Annotated in this window: 12 protein-coding genes; 1 reads left to right on the forward strand and 11 read right to left on the reverse strand. The window is 71.8% G+C overall.

Annotation, left to right across the window (positions count from 1 at the left end; translation table 11 throughout):
- Positions 1-208 precede the first annotated feature (208 nt).
- Complete coding sequence (locus IE262_RS33295; protein ID WP_189878986.1) at positions 209-1,405, reverse strand: S8 family serine peptidase; 1,197 nt, start codon at positions 1,403-1,405, stop codon at positions 209-211.
- 95 nt (positions 1,406-1,500) lie between these two features.
- Here IE262_RS33295 and IE262_RS33300 point away from each other — a divergent pair, with 95 nt between their 5' ends.
- Positions 1,501-4,800: a right-handed parallel beta-helix repeat-containing protein gene (locus IE262_RS33300; protein ID WP_189878988.1), complete on the forward strand. Its 3,300-nt coding sequence runs from the start codon at positions 1,501-1,503 to the stop codon at positions 4,798-4,800.
- An 87-nt stretch (positions 4,801-4,887) separates the two neighbouring features.
- Here IE262_RS33300 and IE262_RS33305 read toward each other — a convergent pair whose 3' ends face one another.
- From IE262_RS33305 to IE262_RS33350, 10 genes are all read right to left on the reverse strand, one after another.
- A complete protein-coding gene (locus tag IE262_RS33305; RefSeq protein ID WP_189878990.1) occupies positions 4,888-6,108 on the reverse strand; it encodes an SUKH-4 family immunity protein in 1,221 nt (406 codons plus the stop codon).
- Positions 6,109-6,286: 178 nt separating this feature from the next.
- On the reverse strand, positions 6,287-8,593 hold the full coding sequence (locus tag IE262_RS33310) for a xanthine dehydrogenase family protein molybdopterin-binding subunit (RefSeq protein ID WP_189878992.1): 2,307 nt from the start codon (positions 8,591-8,593) through the stop codon (positions 6,287-6,289).
- Positions 8,590-10,227: a 2Fe-2S iron-sulfur cluster-binding protein gene (locus IE262_RS33315; protein ID WP_189878994.1), complete on the reverse strand. Its 1,638-nt coding sequence runs from the start codon at positions 10,225-10,227 to the stop codon at positions 8,590-8,592. The genes IE262_RS33310 and IE262_RS33315 overlap by 4 nt, the downstream gene beginning before the upstream one ends.
- Positions 10,224-11,117, reverse strand: coding sequence for an FAD binding domain-containing protein (locus IE262_RS33320; RefSeq protein WP_166681625.1), 894 nt, complete (start codon positions 11,115-11,117; stop codon positions 10,224-10,226). The genes IE262_RS33315 and IE262_RS33320 overlap by 4 nt, the downstream gene beginning before the upstream one ends.
- Positions 11,118-11,394: 277 nt before the next feature.
- Positions 11,395-13,038: a beta-N-acetylhexosaminidase gene (locus IE262_RS33325; RefSeq protein WP_189878995.1), complete on the reverse strand. Its 1,644-nt coding sequence runs from the start codon at positions 13,036-13,038 to the stop codon at positions 11,395-11,397.
- A 1-nt stretch (position 13,039) separates the two neighbouring features.
- On the reverse strand, positions 13,040-13,903 hold the full coding sequence (locus tag IE262_RS33330; RefSeq protein WP_134035364.1) for a carbohydrate ABC transporter permease: 864 nt from the start codon (positions 13,901-13,903) through the stop codon (positions 13,040-13,042).
- 23 nt (positions 13,904-13,926) lie between these two features.
- Entirely contained in the window at positions 13,927-14,829 is a 903-nt protein-coding gene (locus IE262_RS33335) for a carbohydrate ABC transporter permease (RefSeq protein ID WP_134035931.1), read from the reverse strand.
- A 386-nt stretch (positions 14,830-15,215) separates the two neighbouring features.
- On the reverse strand, positions 15,216-16,493 hold the full coding sequence (locus tag IE262_RS33340; RefSeq protein WP_229877743.1) for an extracellular solute-binding protein: 1,278 nt from the start codon (positions 16,491-16,493) through the stop codon (positions 15,216-15,218).
- A gap of 456 nt (positions 16,494-16,949) precedes the next feature.
- The gene (locus IE262_RS33345) at positions 16,950-17,225 is read right to left on the reverse strand and encodes a DUF3039 domain-containing protein (protein ID WP_134035357.1); all 276 of its coding nucleotides are present in this window, start codon (positions 17,223-17,225) and stop codon (positions 16,950-16,952) included.
- A 28-nt stretch (positions 17,226-17,253) separates the two neighbouring features.
- On the reverse strand, positions 17,254-17,826 hold the full coding sequence (locus IE262_RS33350) for a YqgE/AlgH family protein (protein WP_189878997.1): 573 nt from the start codon (positions 17,824-17,826) through the stop codon (positions 17,254-17,256).
- Positions 17,827-17,973 lie beyond the last annotated feature (147 nt).

Below are 17,973 nucleotides of genomic sequence, written 5' to 3' on the forward strand. Positions count from 1 at the left end.
CGTGTAGTCCGGGAGAAGGGGCGCCTCTTGGGCGGGACACCTCATGAGCGGGGCAACTGACCTCATGAGCGGGGCAACTGGTGAAGGCGGGCGGCTCATGAGGAGGGACCTCGTGAGGACCCCCGGCTCCGCGCGGGCGTCGCGTGCGCGGCGCCCGGCGGGCGGGGCGGCAGGGACGGCCGCCCCGCCGCGCCATCCGGTACGGGCCCTACTGGGCCGGGCGCCAGTTGCGTGCCCGGCCCCGGGGCACCACGAACATGGCCGCCCCCACCAGCAGCACCACCGCCAGTCCGCCGCCCGCGAACATCAGTGCACGCATGCGGGGCTGCGGCGAGGGGGGCGGCGGGACGTGGGCCGCCTCCTCGCGGGGCTCGGCGGCGCCCTTCGTGGCGAGGACCGCCGTCAGTCCCGCGTAGGTGTCCAGACGGGGGATCGTGTCGGGGTAGGCGGCCTGCACCAGCCGGCGGGAGACCTCGTTGGCCGACAGGCCGGGGTGGTAGGCGCGGACCAGCGCCGCCGCGCCCGCGACGTGCGCCGCCGCCAGCGAGGAACCCGAACCGATGTAGTGACCGCTGCCCTTCGGCCCGATGCCCACCACGGCGTCGCCCGGCGCGGCCAGATCGGGGGCGAGAGCGACGGGCGCGCCCTGCGGACGGCCGCCGTCGGGGCCGTAGTCCACCACCGACAGCACCTGCGGGGCACGGGCCGGCCAGTAGGCGCGGGCCCGGGGGTCGGGCCTGCCGTCGGCGCCGTCCGGGGCGATGTCCGGTACCGCGGGGGCGACGACCAGGATGTCCTTGGCGGCGGCGCGGGCGAGCGCGCTGAGCAGCACCTTGCCCGGGTCGTTGGGCACGGCGTGGCCGACGTAGATCACGTCCGCGCCCCGGTCGACCGCGGTCCTGATGCCGTCGGCCATCAACTGGGCGCTGGGCAGGCCGCGTTGGGTGGTGCCGCGCAGGGCGAGGATGTTCGCCGCGGGCGCGACCCCGGTGACGGCGCCGTCCTTTCCGCTGGGACCGGCGGCTATCAGCCCGGCGGCGAAACTGCCGTGCCCCACACAGTCCTGGCCCGCGCCGCCCACGGCACTCACCCGGTCGGCCAGCGCACGGACCGACAGGCCCACCCCGGTGTCCACCACGGCCACCGTCACCCCGGCGCCGTGGGACAGCTGCCAGGATCGGGAGAGCTGCAACGCCCGGCGCGTCCAGGGCTGGGTCTGGGCGGACTTGGACGAGGCGGGGGCGCAGCCCTCGTCGGCCCCCACCTGAAGCCGCAACGGGGGAAGACTCACCGGGTCGCCTTCGGCGGCTTGAGCGGCCGGGGCGGTCAGCGAGAGCATCAGCAGAACGGGAAGTGCGGCAACCGCCGCGAACTTCGAAGCACGGCGGTAACGGTCGCAACGCATGCGGCTCACCATAACGGTCGCGACGTATGCGGCTCACCATAGGGGAAGATGAGCCCAACCCGGCCAGCTCCCCAGCGAATTCAGGAGGACGAAGCGTGTCACGGCAGGTACTTACGGTCGACCCGGAAGAGCCGGATGCTTTCCGGACGATCGGTGAGGCACTGGCCAAGGCACGTACGGGCGCGATCATCCGCGTCCGTTCCGGCCGCTACGCCGAGAACCTCACCGTCCGCACCAGGGTGACGATCGTCGCCGAGGGCGATCCCGGCAGTGTGGAGATCAGCCCGCGCCGCGGCACGGCGCTGACCCTGGTCGCCGACGCGGTGAAGCTCACCGACCTGGTGCTGCGCGGCGGCAGCGAGGACGTCCCGGTGGTCGACGCCCCGCGCGGCCAGGTCGCCATGGACGGCTGCACCGTCATCGGCTCGGGCTGGACGGCGCTGATCGCACGGCAGAACGGCTCGCTCGCCATGCGGGGCTGCCGCGTCACCAACCGCGAGGGCGCCGGGATCGTGGACACCTCCGAGACCGGCAGCGTCATCGAGGACTGCGTCCTGGAGAACCTCGGCACCTCCGCGATCGTGCTCAGCGAAGGCGCCCGCTCCACGATCCGCAACTGCCGTATGCGCGACGCCCGCGGCAACGGCGTCCTCGCCAACGGTGAGGCCCAGGGCTCCATCGAGGACTGCGACATCACAGGCGCCGACAAACCCGCCATCGCGCTGGAGGGCAACAGCACCACCCAGGTGCTGCGCACCGCCGTCCACGACACGGCCATCGGCGTCTACATCACCAGCACATCCCGGCCCACCCTGGAAGAGGTCACCGTCTCCGGTACCCACGGGCACGGCATCGCGCTGTCCTCGGGCGCGGATCCGCTGGTCCGGCGGTGCACGACCGCCGGTACCAAGGGGCACGGTCTGATCGTCTCGGACCGCTCGCGCGGCACCTTCGAGGACTGCGCGTTCACCTCCTCGTCCACCGCCGGCATCCGGGTGGCCGACGCCAGCTCGCCGTCCTTCGTCCGCGCGTCGGTGCGCGACTGCGCCGACCCGTCGGCGGCCGTCGTCCTCGCCGAAGAGTCGACCGCCGAGTTCGACCGCCTCGAAGTACTCGACGCCGCGGGCTCCGCCGTCGCCATCCGCTCGCACGCCAACCCCCTCATCCGGCACGCCCGGATCACCGCACCCGGCAAGCATGCCGTCGAGGTGAGCGAGGACGGCCGCGGACGGGTGGAGTTCTGCACCGTCGAGCGGGCCGCCCAGGACGCTCTGCGCATCGCCGGCGGCGGCAGCACGCAGTTCGACGACTGCGTCATACGCTCCTGCTCGGAGGCCGCCGTCTCCGTGGGCCGCGACGGCACCGCGCACGTCCGCGACATTGAGATCGACACCTGCGGCGGCTGCGGCGTGAGCGTCGAGGACGGGGGCGAACTGACCCTGACCCGCGCCCGGATCACGGGCTCCGCGGCCCACGGTGTGCTCCTCGCCCAGGGTTCCCGTGCCGAACTCTTCTCCTGTGACATCGGCACCAGCGTCGGCGACGGCATCCGGGTCGACAGCGCCGAGCCGGTCAGCATCACCAACTGCACCGTACGCGACAACCGGGGCGGCGGACTGACCCAGACCCGGCCCAGCGACCGCCTGGACGTGCTGGAGCTGACCAGCGCCGACAACGGCGCACCCGACATCTGGGGCGACGAGGTGAAGGCCGCCACGGGCGGCGGCAGGACGGGCTCCGGGCGCGGCGAACCGGAGCCGCTGGAGGAACTGGAGGCCCTCGTCGGCCTCGAAGGGGTCAAGCACCAGGTGCGCACCCTGGTGAACCTCAACCAACTCGCCCAGCGCCGCGTCCGGTTGGGCATGCCCGTCCCCTCGATGAGCCGTCACCTGGTGTTCGCGGGCCCGCCCGGCACCGGCAAGACCACCGTCGCCCGCCTCTACGGCTCCATCCTCGCCCAGCTCGGGGTGCTGCCCTCCGGCCATCTCGTGGAGGTCTCCCGCGCCGACCTCGTCGCATCGGTCATCGGCGGTACGGCGATCAAGACCACCGAGGCGTTCAACGAGGCGATCGGCGGGGTGCTGTTCATCGACGAGGCGTACACCCTCACCCCGGACGGCGCCAGCTCCAACGACTTCGGGCGAGAGGCGGTGGACACCCTGCTGAAACTGATGGAGGACCACCGCGAGGACGTCGTGGTCATCGCGGCCGGCTACTCCGCCGAGATGAACTCCTTCCTGGAGTCCAACCCCGGCCTCGCCTCCCGCTTCACCCGCACCATCGAGTTCGCCAACTACTCGGTCGAGGACCTGGTGACCATCACCGAGAACCTGTGCGCCTCACACCAGTACGAGCTGGGTCCCGGGACCGCGGAGTCCCTCGCCGCTCTCTTCGAGGAGATGCCGCGCGACGCCACCTTCGGCAACGGCCGCGCCGCCCGCAAGGTCTTCGAGGAGATGGTCGACCGGCAGGCGTTCCGCCTGGCCACCATGGCAGACCCCGCGGAACGCGACCTGACCCTGCTGCTGCCCGAGGACGTGCGCGAGGAGACCGCCGCGGGCCAGGATCCCGCCGAGGACCGGGAGGCGATGCTGGCCAGGCTCGACGCGATGACCGGCCTCGGCGCGGTCAAGCGCGAGGTCACCGACCTCGTCAGCCTGCTCGCCACCGCCAAGCAGCGCGAGGCCGCCGGGCTGCCCGCCCCGCGCATCAGCCGCCACCTGGTCTTCTCCGGCCCGCCCGGCACCGGCAAGACCACCGTCGCCCGCCTCTACGCCGGGCTGCTGCACTCCCTCGGGGTGCTGCCCCGCGGCCAGCTCGTCGAGGTCGCCCGCGCCGACCTCGTCGGACGCTACGTCGGCCACACCGCACAGCTCACCAAGGAGGTCTTCGACAGCGCCATGGGCGGGGTGCTGTTCATCGACGAGGCCTACACGCTCACCCCGGAGGGCGCCGGCAACGACTTCGGCCGTGAGGCCGTGGACACCCTGCTGAAGCTGATGGAGGACCACCGCGACGAGGTCGTCGTGATCGTCGCCGGCTACACGGACGAGATGCGGCGCTTCCTGGCCTCCAACCCCGGCCTCGCCTCGCGCTTCTCACGCTCCGTCGAGTTCGAGAACTACACCACCGACGAACTCATCACCATCATGGAGCGGCACGCCGAGGAATCCGGCTACACCTGCGCCGCGGACACCCTCGACGCCCTGCGCACCCATATCGAGGCCATCCCCCGCGACCGTACGTTCGGCAACGCACGCCTGGCCCGGCAGCTCCTGGAGACCATGTTCACCCACCAGGCCCGCCGGCTCACCGCCCTGCGCGAACCGAGCGTCGACGATCTGCGCGCCCTCCTGCCGGAAGATCTCCCCAAGGCGGGCCTGGGCGTCCTCTAGAAGCCATGCTGCCCCTCCCCCGCGTACCCACCCACGTACGCGGGGGACCCAGCCCCGGGTGTGGCCCGCTCCTGCACGCCGCCTGGATTACGCGTACAGCGTGCCGCTCGCCCGGTCCTCGAATATCCCCGCCCAGTAGCGCCAGCCGTCGTCGTCCGGTGTCGTGGGGGTCCCGTCGCAGGCGACGGGGTCGACCGTGGCGAGGGTCTCCGTCATGGTGGCGGCGAGGTGGGCGTAGGACTCCGTGAGGTCGTACCGCGCGTCCAGGGTCTTCTCCCGGTGGATGAGCCAGACCGTGAAGGCGAGGGTCGAGATGTCGGCGTTCAGGGGGCGGAGCGTGCGGTCGGACTCGCTCCAGCACAGGATCGCGCCCGTCGTGCCGTCGACGACGAGGCTCGTGTCCTGGAGCAGCTGGCCGAGGCGGACCAACCGGTCGGCGTCCACGGGCAGTTCGGCGGGCGGGACGTATCCGGGACGCTCCTGCTCGTAGTACTCGGACAGGGTCGGCAGCGCCACCTCCGTGTCCAGCGGGAACATGAAGCCGTCCTCGGGGAGGCCGACCTCCGTCAGGAAGCGGCGCGTCGGCTGGTGGACGAGCGTGGTGGGGAAGTCCACCTCCTCGAAGCGCATGATCCCGCCCGCGCCGAACTCCTCGTCCAGCAGGCGGAGCGGCAGCTTGAGGGCGAGCCCGTCGCCGGGACCCGCGATACGGGCGAGGGGGCGGATCAGTGCGGCCATCCGCCAGTACGGGGCCAGGTCCCGCACCTCGTCCGACGCCGACCGCGCGGCGAGGAGCGAGGTCAGGTGGGACGTCAGGTGCGAGGTCAGGTGCGAGGTCATCGCGGCCACCGGCTTGGGGCCCACGCGGCCCTCGAACATCGCGAAACGGCCCCGGGACTCGACCAGTTCCTCCGTCGCCTCCGCGAACCGCAGCAGCGCCTCCAGGGACGGTGCCAGGGGGGACAGGTCCATCAGGCCCGGGTCGCGGTGGAAGGACGTCGTCGAGATCTCCCCCGTGGTGCCGTCCAGGACGATCGACTCCAGGTCCCTGTCCAGCGTGCGCAGCGAACCGATCACCAGCTGGTCCCGCAACTCCTGCGCGAGCACCCCCGCGTCCGCCACCAGCTCGGCCACCCGCCGCAGCCCGGTCCCTTCGCGCACCGCGCCGAACCCCAACAGGGCGCTCTCATGCGGCAGTCCGGGGCCCGTCAGCCACTGCCGCGTGCCCGCGTGCGTGACGTACGGGCCCAGCTCCTCATCGGTCAGCGTGATCGTCCCGCCACCCACCGTCGTCGTGATCGTGTTCATGGCTCCCCCAGCACATGTGGTTCCCGTCGTGCTTCCCCCCAGCCGGGAACGCCCCCCCCACCAGCAGCGCGGTGCCGTTCCCCACTGACAAAGAACCTTACGCCGCACCACTGACAACGCCGGTGCGGCGCGACACGCGGCGGCGCCCGGGGTGCCCGGGGCCTGGTGCGAAAGGTCCCTACGTCCCGGTCACCACGGCCGCCTGCGGGCGGATCGGCAGGCGGTTGACCGGGCGGCCCGTGGCCGCGCGGACCGCCGAGGCGATGGCCGCGGGGGACGTCACGACCGGGGCCGCGCTGACGGCCTTCGCGCCGAAGGGGGCGACCACGTCGCGTTCCTCGACGAGTTTGACGATGCGGATGTCGGGGGCGTCCAGGGCGGTCGGGAGGGCGTAGCCCGTGAGGTCGGGGTGGCGGATCAGGCCGCGGGCCGTGCGGAGGTTCTCGGTCAGCGCCACGCCCACGCCCTGGGTGACCCCCGCCTCGATGCGGGCGGCGAGCTGGGCGGGGTTGAGGATCCGGCCGACGTCCTGGGCCACCGCCAGTTCCACGACCCTTACCGAGCCGAGCTCGATGTCGACGTCCACGACCGCGCGGATCGCGCAGAACGCCATGCCCACGAAGGCGTCGCCCTGGCCGGTGTCGTCGAGCGGTTCGGTCGGGTGGGGGCGGCACTGGGCCGTGGCCCACAGTTCCTTGCCGTCCATCGCCTCGGCGACGGTGGTGGACAGGACACCGTCGTACGACGTGATCTTGCCGTCGGTGATCTGGAGCAGTTCGGTGGACATGCCGAACTTGTGCGCCAGGGGCTGGAGGAGCTGGGTGCGGACCATCTTCGCCGCGCGTTCCACCGCTCCGCCGGACACCCATGTGTGGCGGCCCCGGCAGCTCGCGCCCGCGGAGGGCTGGTCGGTGTCGACCGGTGCGACGTGCACCTCGTCGATGCCGAGCGTCTCCTGGACGATCTGCCGGGCCAGCGTGGCGAAGCCCTGGCCCGTCTCCACGGCCGCGCACAGGACCGTGGCCACGCCGTCCTGGACCTTCACCGTGGCCGTCGAGACCTCGTCCGCTCCTTCGGCGCCCAGCATGTGCACCATGCCGAGGCCGTAGCCCACGCCGCGGCGGATCGCGCTCGGCTCGCCCGCGCCCTCGGGGCCGCCGGGGAGCAGCCAGTCCTCCTCGGGTGTGTCCTTGGGGAGCGCGGGGAGCGGGAAGTCCCGTACGGCCTGGAGGAGTTCGGCCACGGGGGCCGGGCAGGTCACCGACTGGCCGGTGGGGAGGACGTCCCCGGTGGACATGACGTTGCGCAGACGCAGTTCCGCCGGGTCCATGCCCAGCTTCCTGGCCAGTTTGTCCATCTGGGCCTCGTAGGCCGCGCACACCTGCATGGCGCCCTCGCCGCGCACATGGCCCGACGGGGGGTTGTTGGTGCGCACCGCCCAGCCTTCGATGAAGGCGTTCGGGATGACGTACGGGCCGCAGGCGAACGCCACCGCGGCGGCCAGCGCGTCGGACGAGGTGTCCGCGTACGGGCCGGCGTCCAGCAGGATCTGCGCCTCGACCTTCACCAGCCTGCCCTCGGCGTCCGCGTGGTGGCGGTAGCGCAGGAGGGTGGGGTGCCGGTGCGCGTGGCCCAGGAAGGACTCCTCGCGCGTGGCGGCGAGTTTGACGGGGCAGCCGGTCGTCAGGGCGAGCAGCCCGAGCGGGAGCTGGAAGCCCTGGTCCTCGCGGTCGGCCGTGGCGCCGGGTACGCCGGTGACGACGATCTTCACGCGGTCGGGTTCCAGGCCGAAGCAGGCGGCGGCCGTGTCGCGGTCGGTGTGCGGGTCGGTGGAGGCGAGGTAGAGCTCGACGCCGCCGTCGGGGCGTGGCACGGCGAGTCCGGCCTCGGCTCCGATGGGGGCCGGGTCGTGGCGGCCGATGCGGTACAGGCCCTCCACGACGACCTCGCCGATCGCGTCGGGGTCGCCGTGGCGCAGCGGGATGTGGCGGATCAGGTTGCCGTCGGGGTGCAGGGGTTCGGCCTCGAAGGCCTGCTCCGGGTCGGTCACGGGGTCGAGTACTTCGTACTCGACGATGACGGCGGCGGCGGCCATGCGCGCGGTGTCGGGGTGGTCGGCGGCGACGGCGGCGATGGGTTCGCCGTGGTGGCGTACGACCTCGGAGGCGAACACGGGGCGGTCGGCCCTGCCGCGGCCGTGCAGCGCGGCGCCCGGCACGTCCTCGTGGGTGACGACGGCACGGACGCCGGGCATGTCGCGCGCGTGGGAGGTGTCGATGGACACGATGCGCGCGTGCGGGTGCGGTGAGCGCAGCACGGCGGCCCACAGCAGGCCCTCGGCCCACAGGTCGGCCGCGTAGGGGAACGTGCCCTCCGTCTTGGCGCGGGCCTCGGCGGACGGCAGGGACACGCCCAGGCCGTGCGTCAGCGGATCGGCGGCCGATGCGGCCTCCGCCGTGGTCGCGGTGGCGGCTTCGTTCGTCACGCCTGCCCTCCTCCGTCCGGTCCGTACGCCTGGTCATGCAGCCCCGGGGCGTGCCCTTGTGGGTGCCCCTGGGGGGCGTACCCGGAAGGGTCCTCGAACGCCGCCGGGTTGACGCCGCCCGCTCCGGGTCCCGCCTGGTGCGGGATGCGCGCCTCCTCGGCCTCCGGCGCGGCCTCGGCCTTGGTGTGCGCCCGGCGCTCCGCGACGACCTCGCTCACGGCCTCCACGACGCCCCGGTAGCCCGAGCAGCGGCACAGGTTGCCGCAGAGGGCCTGCCGGGTCTCCAGTTCGGTCGGGGCGGGGTTGCCCTCCAGCAGATCGTGCACGGTCATGGCCATGCCCGGCACGCAGAAACCGCACTGCACCGCGCCGCACCTGGCGAGCGCGCGCTGCACGTCGGAGGGCTGCCCGTCGACGGCGAGTCCCTCGACGGTGCGGACCTCGCTGCCGGCGGCGGTGACGGCGGGGACCAGGCAGGACGCCACGAGCCGGCCGTCGACCTGCACGTTGCAGGCGCCGCACTCGCCCTGCGAGCAGCCGTCCTTGGCGCCCGCGAGGCCGAGGCGCTCGCGCAGCACGTACAGCAGCGACTCGCCGATCCAGGCGTCGGGGACCGGCCGCTCGGCGCCGTTCACCCGCAGGACGTAACTGGCGAGGGGGTGGTCGTCGATCAGGGGCGCGGCGGGCTCGGCCGGCGGTTCCTCCGTGTCCTCGGCGGCCGGTGCCGCCTCGGGTGTGTCACCGGCCGGCTCCGGCTCGGGGGCGGCGGACGGCTCCGAGGGGGCCACGTCGGTCTGCCCGGAGGGTTCCTGGACGGCCTCAGGGGCCTCGCTCGCGGCCTCGGGAAGCGGCCCGGGGTAAGTGTCGCGCGGTGGCTCCACGGGCGCCTCAGGGGGCGCGCCAGGCGCTTCGGCCACGGGGGCCCCCGTCACCTCGGCCGGTCCGTGGCCGTCAACGGTCTCCGCGGGGGCTGGTGCTGCGGATGCTGCGGGTGCTGCGGGGTCGTATCCCGCGGCCGTCCCGCCCGGCGGGTGCTCCTCGGTGTGCTCGGGCGGCGGTGCGGTCCACGCGGTCCCGATCGCCTCCGACGCCCAGGGCGCGGGCGCGCCCCCGGGGAGCGTGGCCGGAGGGGTGCCGCCCCACTGTTCGACGAGGGACGACGTACTGAACTCGCCCGATTCGTCCGGGATGTCGCCTTCAGCGACGGGAATCGACCACTGCCCGGTCACATCATGGCCCGGAGCGGACCCGGCGCCCGCCCCCTCCTGGGGGACCTCCTCGAAGGCCCACTGGCCGGTGCCGCCCGGGTCGTACGTGAATCCGTGCTGTTCGGTCCCGTGGGGCACGGCGTTCGGGTCGGGCCACTGAGCACCCTCGGCCGGTGCCGTCCAGGTGCCGGTGAGCGCCGGGTCGGTGCCGACGGGCGCGCCGGGCGTCGCCGTGATCTGCGGGGGCACGTAGCCGTGGCCGGGTGCGGCGAGGGGACTGTCCGAGGCCAGCAGCGCGTCGATGCCCCCTTCGGGGAGCTGGACGAACGTCGTGGCGCCGTCGTCGTAGTCCCCTTGGGGCAGCCGCTCCCAGCCGCCGTGCGCGCCCTGCTGGGGCGTGCTCTCTCCGTGCTGGTCGTCGGTCACGACAGTGCCCTCCCCAATGCTCGTCGGGCCAGTACGGCGACGGTGCGCCGAAGTTGCAGTACGGCGGGCGGAAGCGGTGCCACGGAACCGTCCTCCGCGGGCGCCGGGTCCGGGATGCAGGCGGCGGCGACGTACTCCCCGAAGGCGTTCAGGGCCTCCGGCACGAGCGTGCGCTCGCCGTCCCAGTCGATCAGCCGGCCGACCCACGCCTCGGCGTCCAGGGGCCTGAGCGGCATCGGCGCTATGGCGCCGACGGCGCACCGCACGCCGCGCCGGGCGGGGTCGAGGACGACCGCCACGGACGCCGTGGCGCGCCCGGGGCCGGTGCGTCCGGTGGCCTTCAGGAAGACCTGCGGCGCGTGCAGCAGCGGCACGCGCACGTACCCGATGAGTTCACCGGAGCGCAGCAGGTCCATGCCGGCCAGGAGGTGCGAGACGGGGACCTCACGGCGGGCTCCGCCCGGCCCCGCGATGATCAACGTCGCCTCCAGGGCGGCGAGTACGGGCAGCGCGTCCCCCGTGGGGGCGGCCGTCGCGATGTTTCCGCCCAGGGTGCCCGCGTTGCGGATCTGCGGCGGTCCGGCGGCTCTCGCGGACGCCGCGAGGGCCGGGATGAGCGCCGCGAAGTCGGGGCGGCCCATGCGTGCGTGTGTGAGGCCCGCGCCGAGCAGCGCGTGGCCGTCCTGGTACTGCCAGCCGCGGATCTCGCTGATCCGGCCGAGGCCGACGAGCGCGGCGGGCCTGAGCTGCCCGGAGTTGACCGCGGCCATCAGGTCCGTACCACCGGCCACGGGGACGGCGGCGGGCATGGCCGCCAGCGCCTCCACGGCCTCGTCCAGCGAGCCGGGCAGCGTCACAGCCTGCGCCGCCTGCGGTGCCTGCGTGGTCAAACCGGCTGCCCCTTCCCGCTGCCCCACCTGGTCCCACCTGTGCTGCCGTACGGTACGTGCTGACAGGGCGGACGTGGCAACTCTGGCACATTCTCGCGAGACCCGAACGCGGGGGTCCGCTAGGAGGCATTCGCCCACCTCAGCACGGTGATGGACCGTTTTCGCACGGCATCTGCGATGAGCGCACATTGCCGGTGTTCGATGATCTTTGTGAACCTTTCTCCTTGTGGGGCCGCGTTTCCCGCGGGAACGTCCGGCTCGCACGACTCCGGGTCACTCACACGATCGGCGGCGCCCCGTCGATCGGACGTCCGAGCACCCCGGGGCGCCGCTGCCACGGTCGTGGCCCCGCAGGTGGCCGATAAGCGACCCCGAGGGCGTCGAGGCGCCCGTAGTGGGCGGTCATCCGGTGCTCGAAGTCCGCGAAGTCCCGCTCCCCGGGGGCGGGCAGGGAGCTCCACGCGACCTCCGCGAAGGCCGCCAGGCGCGGGAACGTCTGGTAGTCCACGCGCGCGGGGTCCTCCATCACCTCGGTCCACACGTTGGCCTGCGTGCCCAGCACGTGCCGTGCCTCCTCGGGCGTCAACTCCGGTGGAACGGGCTCGAAGCGATAGACATCCTCCAGGGTGCGGACGTAGCCGATGGGCACCGGCTCGTCGGCGCCGCCGTGCTGCCGGTGGTCCAGATAGACCTGCTGCTCGGGGCACATGACCACGTCGTGGCCCGCGCGGGCGGCCGTGATCCCGCCGTGGTAGCCGCGCCACGACGACACCGCGGCACCCGGCGCGAGGCCGCCCTGAAGGATCTCGTCCCATCCGATCAGGCGACGCCCGCGCGCGGTCAGCCAGGTGTCGAAGTGCCGGATGAACCACGACTGCAGTTCGTCCTCGCCGGCGAGCCCCAGCGCCTCGATGCGCTGCTGCGCGGTCGGCGAGCGGCGCCACTGGTCCTTCGCGCACTCGTCGCCGCCGATGTGCACGAAGGAGGAGAACTCGGCCACGTCGGCCGGAAACAGGTCGAGCACTTCCTCCAGGACGCCCTCGTAGAAGCGGAGGGTGTTGTCAGTGGGGGCGAGTACGTTTTTGTTGATGCCCCAGGTGTCCCAGACCGTCAGGGAGGTCGTGTCGATGACGTCGGTGTTGCCCAGTTCCGGATACGCGGCGATGGCGGCCTGCGAGTGGCCCGGGATGTCGATCTCGGGGACGACGGAGATATGCCGCTCGGCGGCGTAGGCGACGATCTCCCGGATGTCGTCCTGGGTGTAGTAACCCCCGTGCGGCTTCTCCTCCCACAGAGGCGAGGCGCGGTGACCGAATTTCGTTCGTGCCCGCCAGGAGCCGATCTCGGTGAGCTTCGGGTATCGCTCGATCTCCAGGCGCCATCCCTGATCGTCCGTCAAGTGAAAGTGGAAGACGTTGAGTTTGTGCGCGGCCATCAGGTCCAGGTAGCGCAGGACGCCGTCCTTGGGCATGAAGTGGCGGGCGACGTCGAGCATGAGCCCGCGCCAGCGGAAGCGGGGCGAGTCCTCGATCGTGACGTACGGCACGGCCCAGGCACGGTCGCGGGTGAGCGGGGCCCTTCGGTACGCGTCGGGGCCGAGGAGTTGCCTCAGCGTCTGGGCGCCCCAGAAGACACCGGCCGCGCTGCCGCCCTCGATCAGGACGCCGGTCGAGTCGCTGACAAGGCGGTACTCCTCGGGGGCGAGCCCGGAGTCGATCCGGAGCCCGATGCCGTCGCCGCCGGTGTCGTCGAGTTCCCGCCCCTCGCGGAGCGGCAGGCCCGTGGCCTGCCGGAGGACGGTGCACAGCCAGTGGCCGACGCCCTCCGCACCGGTGCCGGCGTAGAGCGGGGAGTGCGCCGTCAGTCGCACCTCGCCGGAACCGGCGACGACCTTGCGGGGCTTGGGAAGCAGTTCGGTCACGTCAGTCCTTTACCGCGCCGCCCAGCCCGGAGACCAGTCGTCGCTGTACGAGCACGAAGAAGATCAGTACCGGAATCGTCATGACCGTGGACGCCGCCATCACGCCGCCCCAGTCGGGATCGTCGGGCTTGTAGAAGACGAGAAGGGCCATCGGAAGGGTCGACTGGGAGGTGTCACTGATGATGAACGACTTGGCGAACAGGAAGTCGTTCCAGGCCGAGATGAAGGAGAAGACACTCGTCGCGACCAGCCCGGGGAAGACGAGCGGGAAAAGGATCTGCCACATGAATCGCGTACGGCTCGCCCCGTCGAGGTACGCCGCCTCCTCCAGCGCCTCGGGAACGGCCTTCACAAAACCTCGGAGCATCCAGATCGCGAACGGCAGCGAGAAGGCGATGTGCGGCAGGATCAGCGCGCCCAGGGTGTTGAGTTGGCCCAAGTCCCGCATGACGAAGAAGAGGGGAATCGTCAGCGCCTCCACGGGCACCATCTGCGCCACCAGGAACATGATCAACAAGGTGGTGCGGAAACGGAAGCGGAATCGGGTGACGGCGGTCGCCGCGAGAAACGCGATGATCGCGGAGGCGAGCACCACCGCGCCGGCCACCACAAGGCTGTTGAGGAAGTAACGGCCGAATTCCTGCTGTTCGAAGACGCGCCGGAAGGAATCCAGCGTGGGTGACAGGGTCCAGGGGCGGGGCTCGGCCGACTCGATCTCGCCCACCGGTCTGAAGGCGCTGAGCACCATCCAGTAGAGCGGGAACGCCACCACCACGGCTATGACCAGCGCGGATGCCTCGGCCGCGAGCCGCCAGGGGCGCCGTACGAAACGACGGGCATGCGCCCTCGGCCGATCAGAACTCAAGGAACTCACGGAACTCAGGGAACTCACAGCTCCTCCCCCTGTCTGCGCAGCAGCCGCAAATACACGAGCGTGATCGCGAGCAGAATCAGCAGCATGACCACACCGATCGCCGAGCCGAGGCTGTACTCGGACGACGCGAACGCCTTCTGGTAGGCGTACACGTTCAGTACGAGGTTCTGACCGGCGATACCGCCGCCGTTCGTCATGACGTAGATCTGCGTGAAGACCTTGAAGTCCCAGATCACCGACTGGATGGTGACGACGGTCAGGATCGGGCGCAGCATCGGTGTGAGCACCGACCGCCAGATCCGCCACTGCGAGGCGCCGTCCAGCGCGGCGGCCTCCAGGACCTCGGTGGGTACGGCGCGGATGCCGGCGTAGACCGTCACCATCACGAACGGGAAGGAGCACCACACCACTTCGAGCAGCACGAGGAAGAAGGCGCTGAACCGCCCGTACGTCCACGCGTGGTCGCCGAGCCCCAGCACCCGGTTGACCGGCCCGAAGTCGGGGTCGAAGAGGAACAGCCAGACCGTCGAGCCGGTGATCGCCGGGGTCGCCCACGCGCCGAGCGCGGCCAGCATCAACGCCAGCCGTGGCAGCGCCCGTACACGTGTCAGCAGCACCGCGAGCGCGCATCCGACGGCCAGCGTGGACACCACACAGGCCGCCGCGAAGAGCACGGTGGCCAGCAGCACCTGCCAGAACTCCGGGTCCCCGAAGAGCGTCGCGTAGTTCCCGAAGCCCTGGAAGGTCGTCGGTTGCCCGCCGCTGACCTGCGCCTGGGTGTACTCAAGGAACGAGATGAGCCCGAGCTGGTAGATCGGGTAGACCAACAGCCCGCCGAGAACGACGAGGGCGGGCGCGAGATAGAGCCAGGGCGTCCAGCCCCCCCGCGCCCGGGACGCACCACGGCGCCCCTTCACCGCCCGGCTTCCCGCCGCGCGACTCCCCGCCGCGCGACTCCCCACTTCCCGGCTTCCCGCCGACCGACTGCCCGCTTCCCGGCTCCCCGCCGACCGGCTTCCCTCCGACTGGCTCCCCGCCGACGGGGCTCGCGCCAACCGGCCGCCTGGGGAGGCCCCAACCAGGCCGGCCGCCCCCGCGACACCACCCCGCCCACCGTCTGCCACGCCACGGCCGGGCTCCGGGCCCGCGTCGTCGGCCGTTCGGGCCGGGGCCGCGCCGGATGAGTCCGGCGCGGCGCTGGGGTTTCGCGCGTCGCGGTCGTCGGTGCCGGGGTGGGTGCCGTGCTCGTGGCCGGTCGACTCCTCCGCCGCGACAGCGCGGTCCGTACCGTCCGTCATCGGAGTCACCCAGCGGAACTGAAGGCGTCGTTCATCTTCTTCGCCGCGTCCTTCGAGGCAGCCGCCACGTCCTTCTTGCCGCTGACGATCTCCTGGAACATCGTCGGCAGGACGAGCGAGGCGTCGATCTGCGACCAGGCAGGCGAGGCGGGAACGAACTTCGTGTCCGCGGACAGCGTCTTCACGAAGGGCTCGATGTGGGGCTCCTTCTTGGCGACGTCCGCGCGTACGTCGGTGTACGTCGGCAGGAAGCCCATCGCGTCGAAGAGTGCGCCCTGCGTCTCCTTCGACGCCAGCCGCTCCATCAGGTCCACGGCGAGCGTGCGGTGCGTGGTGCTCTTCAGGACGCCGATGTTGTTGCCGCCCGCGAAGGCCGGCGCGATCGAGCCCTCCTTCACCCCCGGCAGCGGTACGACCGCGAACTTGCCCTTGACCTTGCCGGCCTCTACAGCCGCGTAGTTGAAGTCTCCGCCGATCGCCATGCCCGCCTTGCCGGAGGCGAACGCGGTGACCGTGTCGTTGCCGCCCATGCCCGCGCACTTGGCGGCCGGACAGTTGTCGTCGCCGAAGAGCGAGGTGTACGCCTTGATGCCCTTCTGGGAAGCCGCGCTGTCGATGCTCGACGCGTACGACCCGCCCTTGCCCTTCGCGATCTCACCACCGTCGGCCCAGACGAACGGCATCGCGCCGAACGTGTAGGCGCCGCCGACGGCGAGACCGTACAGATCCGGCCTGGCCGCGCGGATCTTACGGGCCGTGTCGATCAGCTCGGCCTGCGACGTGGGAGGTTCGAGGCCCAGTTCCTCGAAGACGTCCGTGCGGTAGTAGAGAGCGCGGACCCCGACGAAGAAGGGCGCGCCGTAGATCCGTCCGTCGACCGTCACGGACTGTTTGGCCGTCGGGTCGGAGTCCTTGGCCTCGGTCCACTCGGTGAACTCATCGGTGACGTCGAGGAGCCCGCCGTCCTTCACATAGCCCGCGGTGTCCGTGTTGCCGAATTCCATGAGGTCCGGAGCGCTCTTGGGGTCGTTGAACGCCGCCTTGATCCGCTGGGCGCGGGTCTCGACCGGGATGTACTCCACGGTGACCTTGACGTCGTCGTGGGCCTCCTTGAAGGCGGCGATCGTCTCGTCGACGACCTTCTCCTTCGGCTTGTTGGTGACTTCCTGGAAGAGCCAGACGCGCAGGGTGCCGGTCTTCTCGTCCTTGCCGGAGGAGGAGTTGTCGGAGGTCTGGGGCGCGCAGGCGGTGGCGGTGAGCCCCGCGATCACAAGTGCCGCCACGGGGGCGGCTATTCGGGCCGTACGAGACGTACGAGCCGTACGAGACGTCCGGGCGCTGCGGCCCGTTCTGGCAGCGAGCTTCATGGAGCTTTTCCTCCGGGGGAGCGTTGCAACATGCGCAATGACGGTTTCGCTCTGTACAACACCCCGGAGGTTAGGGAGTACACGAACATGCCCACAAGAGGTCTCAACCACTCTGTGACCTGCGGGAGAATTCCGCGCGACGACTCGCCGCACGGGGCGCGGGCAGAGACGTTGCGATCAATAACCGTATGGCCAAAGGCACTTGGGCCACAGGGACCGGGTGGGAAACCGGTTCAGAACCCCGCGACCAGCCGGGCCCCAGGTACGACAGAACCGCGGTACCCGCACTGGGGCACCGCGGCCATGCTCGCGACGGCCGTCCCGTCCGCCCGGAGCCACCGACACCCGCCCAGGGCGAGGGCGGCGCGGGCTCTACTTGTCGTCGCCGCCTTCGTCCCCCGCGCCCATGGAGTCGTAGATCTCCTTGCACATCGGGCACACGGGATATTTCTTCGGGTCGCGGCCCGGCACCCACACCTTGCCGCAGAGGGCCACGACGGGCGTGCCGTCGAGGGCGCTCGCCATGATCTTGTCCTTCTGGACATAGTGCGCGAAGCGCTCGTGGTCACCGTCGCCGTGCGACGTCTGTGGCGTCGGCTCGACGAGGGTGCCCGTACCAGTACCGCGCTCGGGCTCAAGAGTGCTCATAGCGCAAGGGTACTGAAGCGCGGAGACATCAGTTGAGCGACGGGTCGTCCGGGTACGTCGCGACCATCGCCAGCTCGCTGCGCTGGCGGCGCAGGACCGAGCGCCAGAGTCTCTCCGGGGAGGGCGAGGCGACGTCTCCGGGCTCCGACTCGACGACGTACCAGGCTCCTTCCACCAGTTCGTCCTCCAGCTGGCCGGGCCCCCAGCCCGCGTAGCCCGCGAAGATCCGCAGGGAGCCGAGCGCCGAGGCGAGCAGTTCCGGCGGGGCCTCCAGGTCGACCAGGCCGATCGCGCCGTGCACGCGCCGCCAGCCGAGGGGGGCGCGCTCGGCGGACGTCCCGCCGGGGATCACCGCGACGCCGAGCGCCGAGTCGAGCGAGACCGGTCCGCCCTGGAAGACGACGCCGGGCTCCCCCGCGAGGTCCGCCCAGCCCTCCAGGATGTCGCCGACGTCCACCGGGGTCGGCCGGTTCAGGACCACGCCGAGCGAGCCCTCCTCGTCGTGGTCGAGGAGGAGCACCACCGCGCGGTCGAAGTTCGGGTCCGCCAGGGCGGGCGTGGCCACGAGCAACCGCCCTGTGAGCGAGGACACCTCGGTCATGCCAGACATGATCCCGCATCTTGCCCGTGTACGGGGAGCCAATCCCCGCACCGACAGGCATGCAGTTCAGGGCGCAGAGGTGCGGCCCCCGCGCACGCCGCCGTCGGCAACCTCGGCGGTGACGCGGTGTGCCCGTCCCGGAACGGT

Origin of the sequence: Streptomyces bluensis (assembly GCF_014650715.1) — a bacterium.
GTDB lineage: Bacteria > Actinomycetota > Actinomycetes > Streptomycetales > Streptomycetaceae > Streptomyces > Streptomyces bluensis.

Bases quoted from the DNA above. Each gene is read 5' to 3' on its own strand.
- IE262_RS33305 (WP_189878990.1), bottom strand. From the start codon at position 6,108: ATGAACACGATCACGACGACGGTGGGTGGCGGGACGATCACGCTGACC.
- IE262_RS33350 (WP_189878997.1), bottom strand. From the start codon at position 17,826: ATGACCGAGGTGTCCTCGCTCACAGGGCGGTTGCTCGTGGCCACGCCC.
- IE262_RS33295 (WP_189878986.1), bottom strand. From the start codon at position 1,405: ATGCGTTGCGACCGTTACCGCCGTGCTTCGAAGTTCGCGGCGGTTGCC.
- IE262_RS33345 (WP_134035357.1), bottom strand. From the start codon at position 17,225: ATGAGCACTCTTGAGCCCGAGCGCGGTACTGGTACGGGCACCCTCGTC.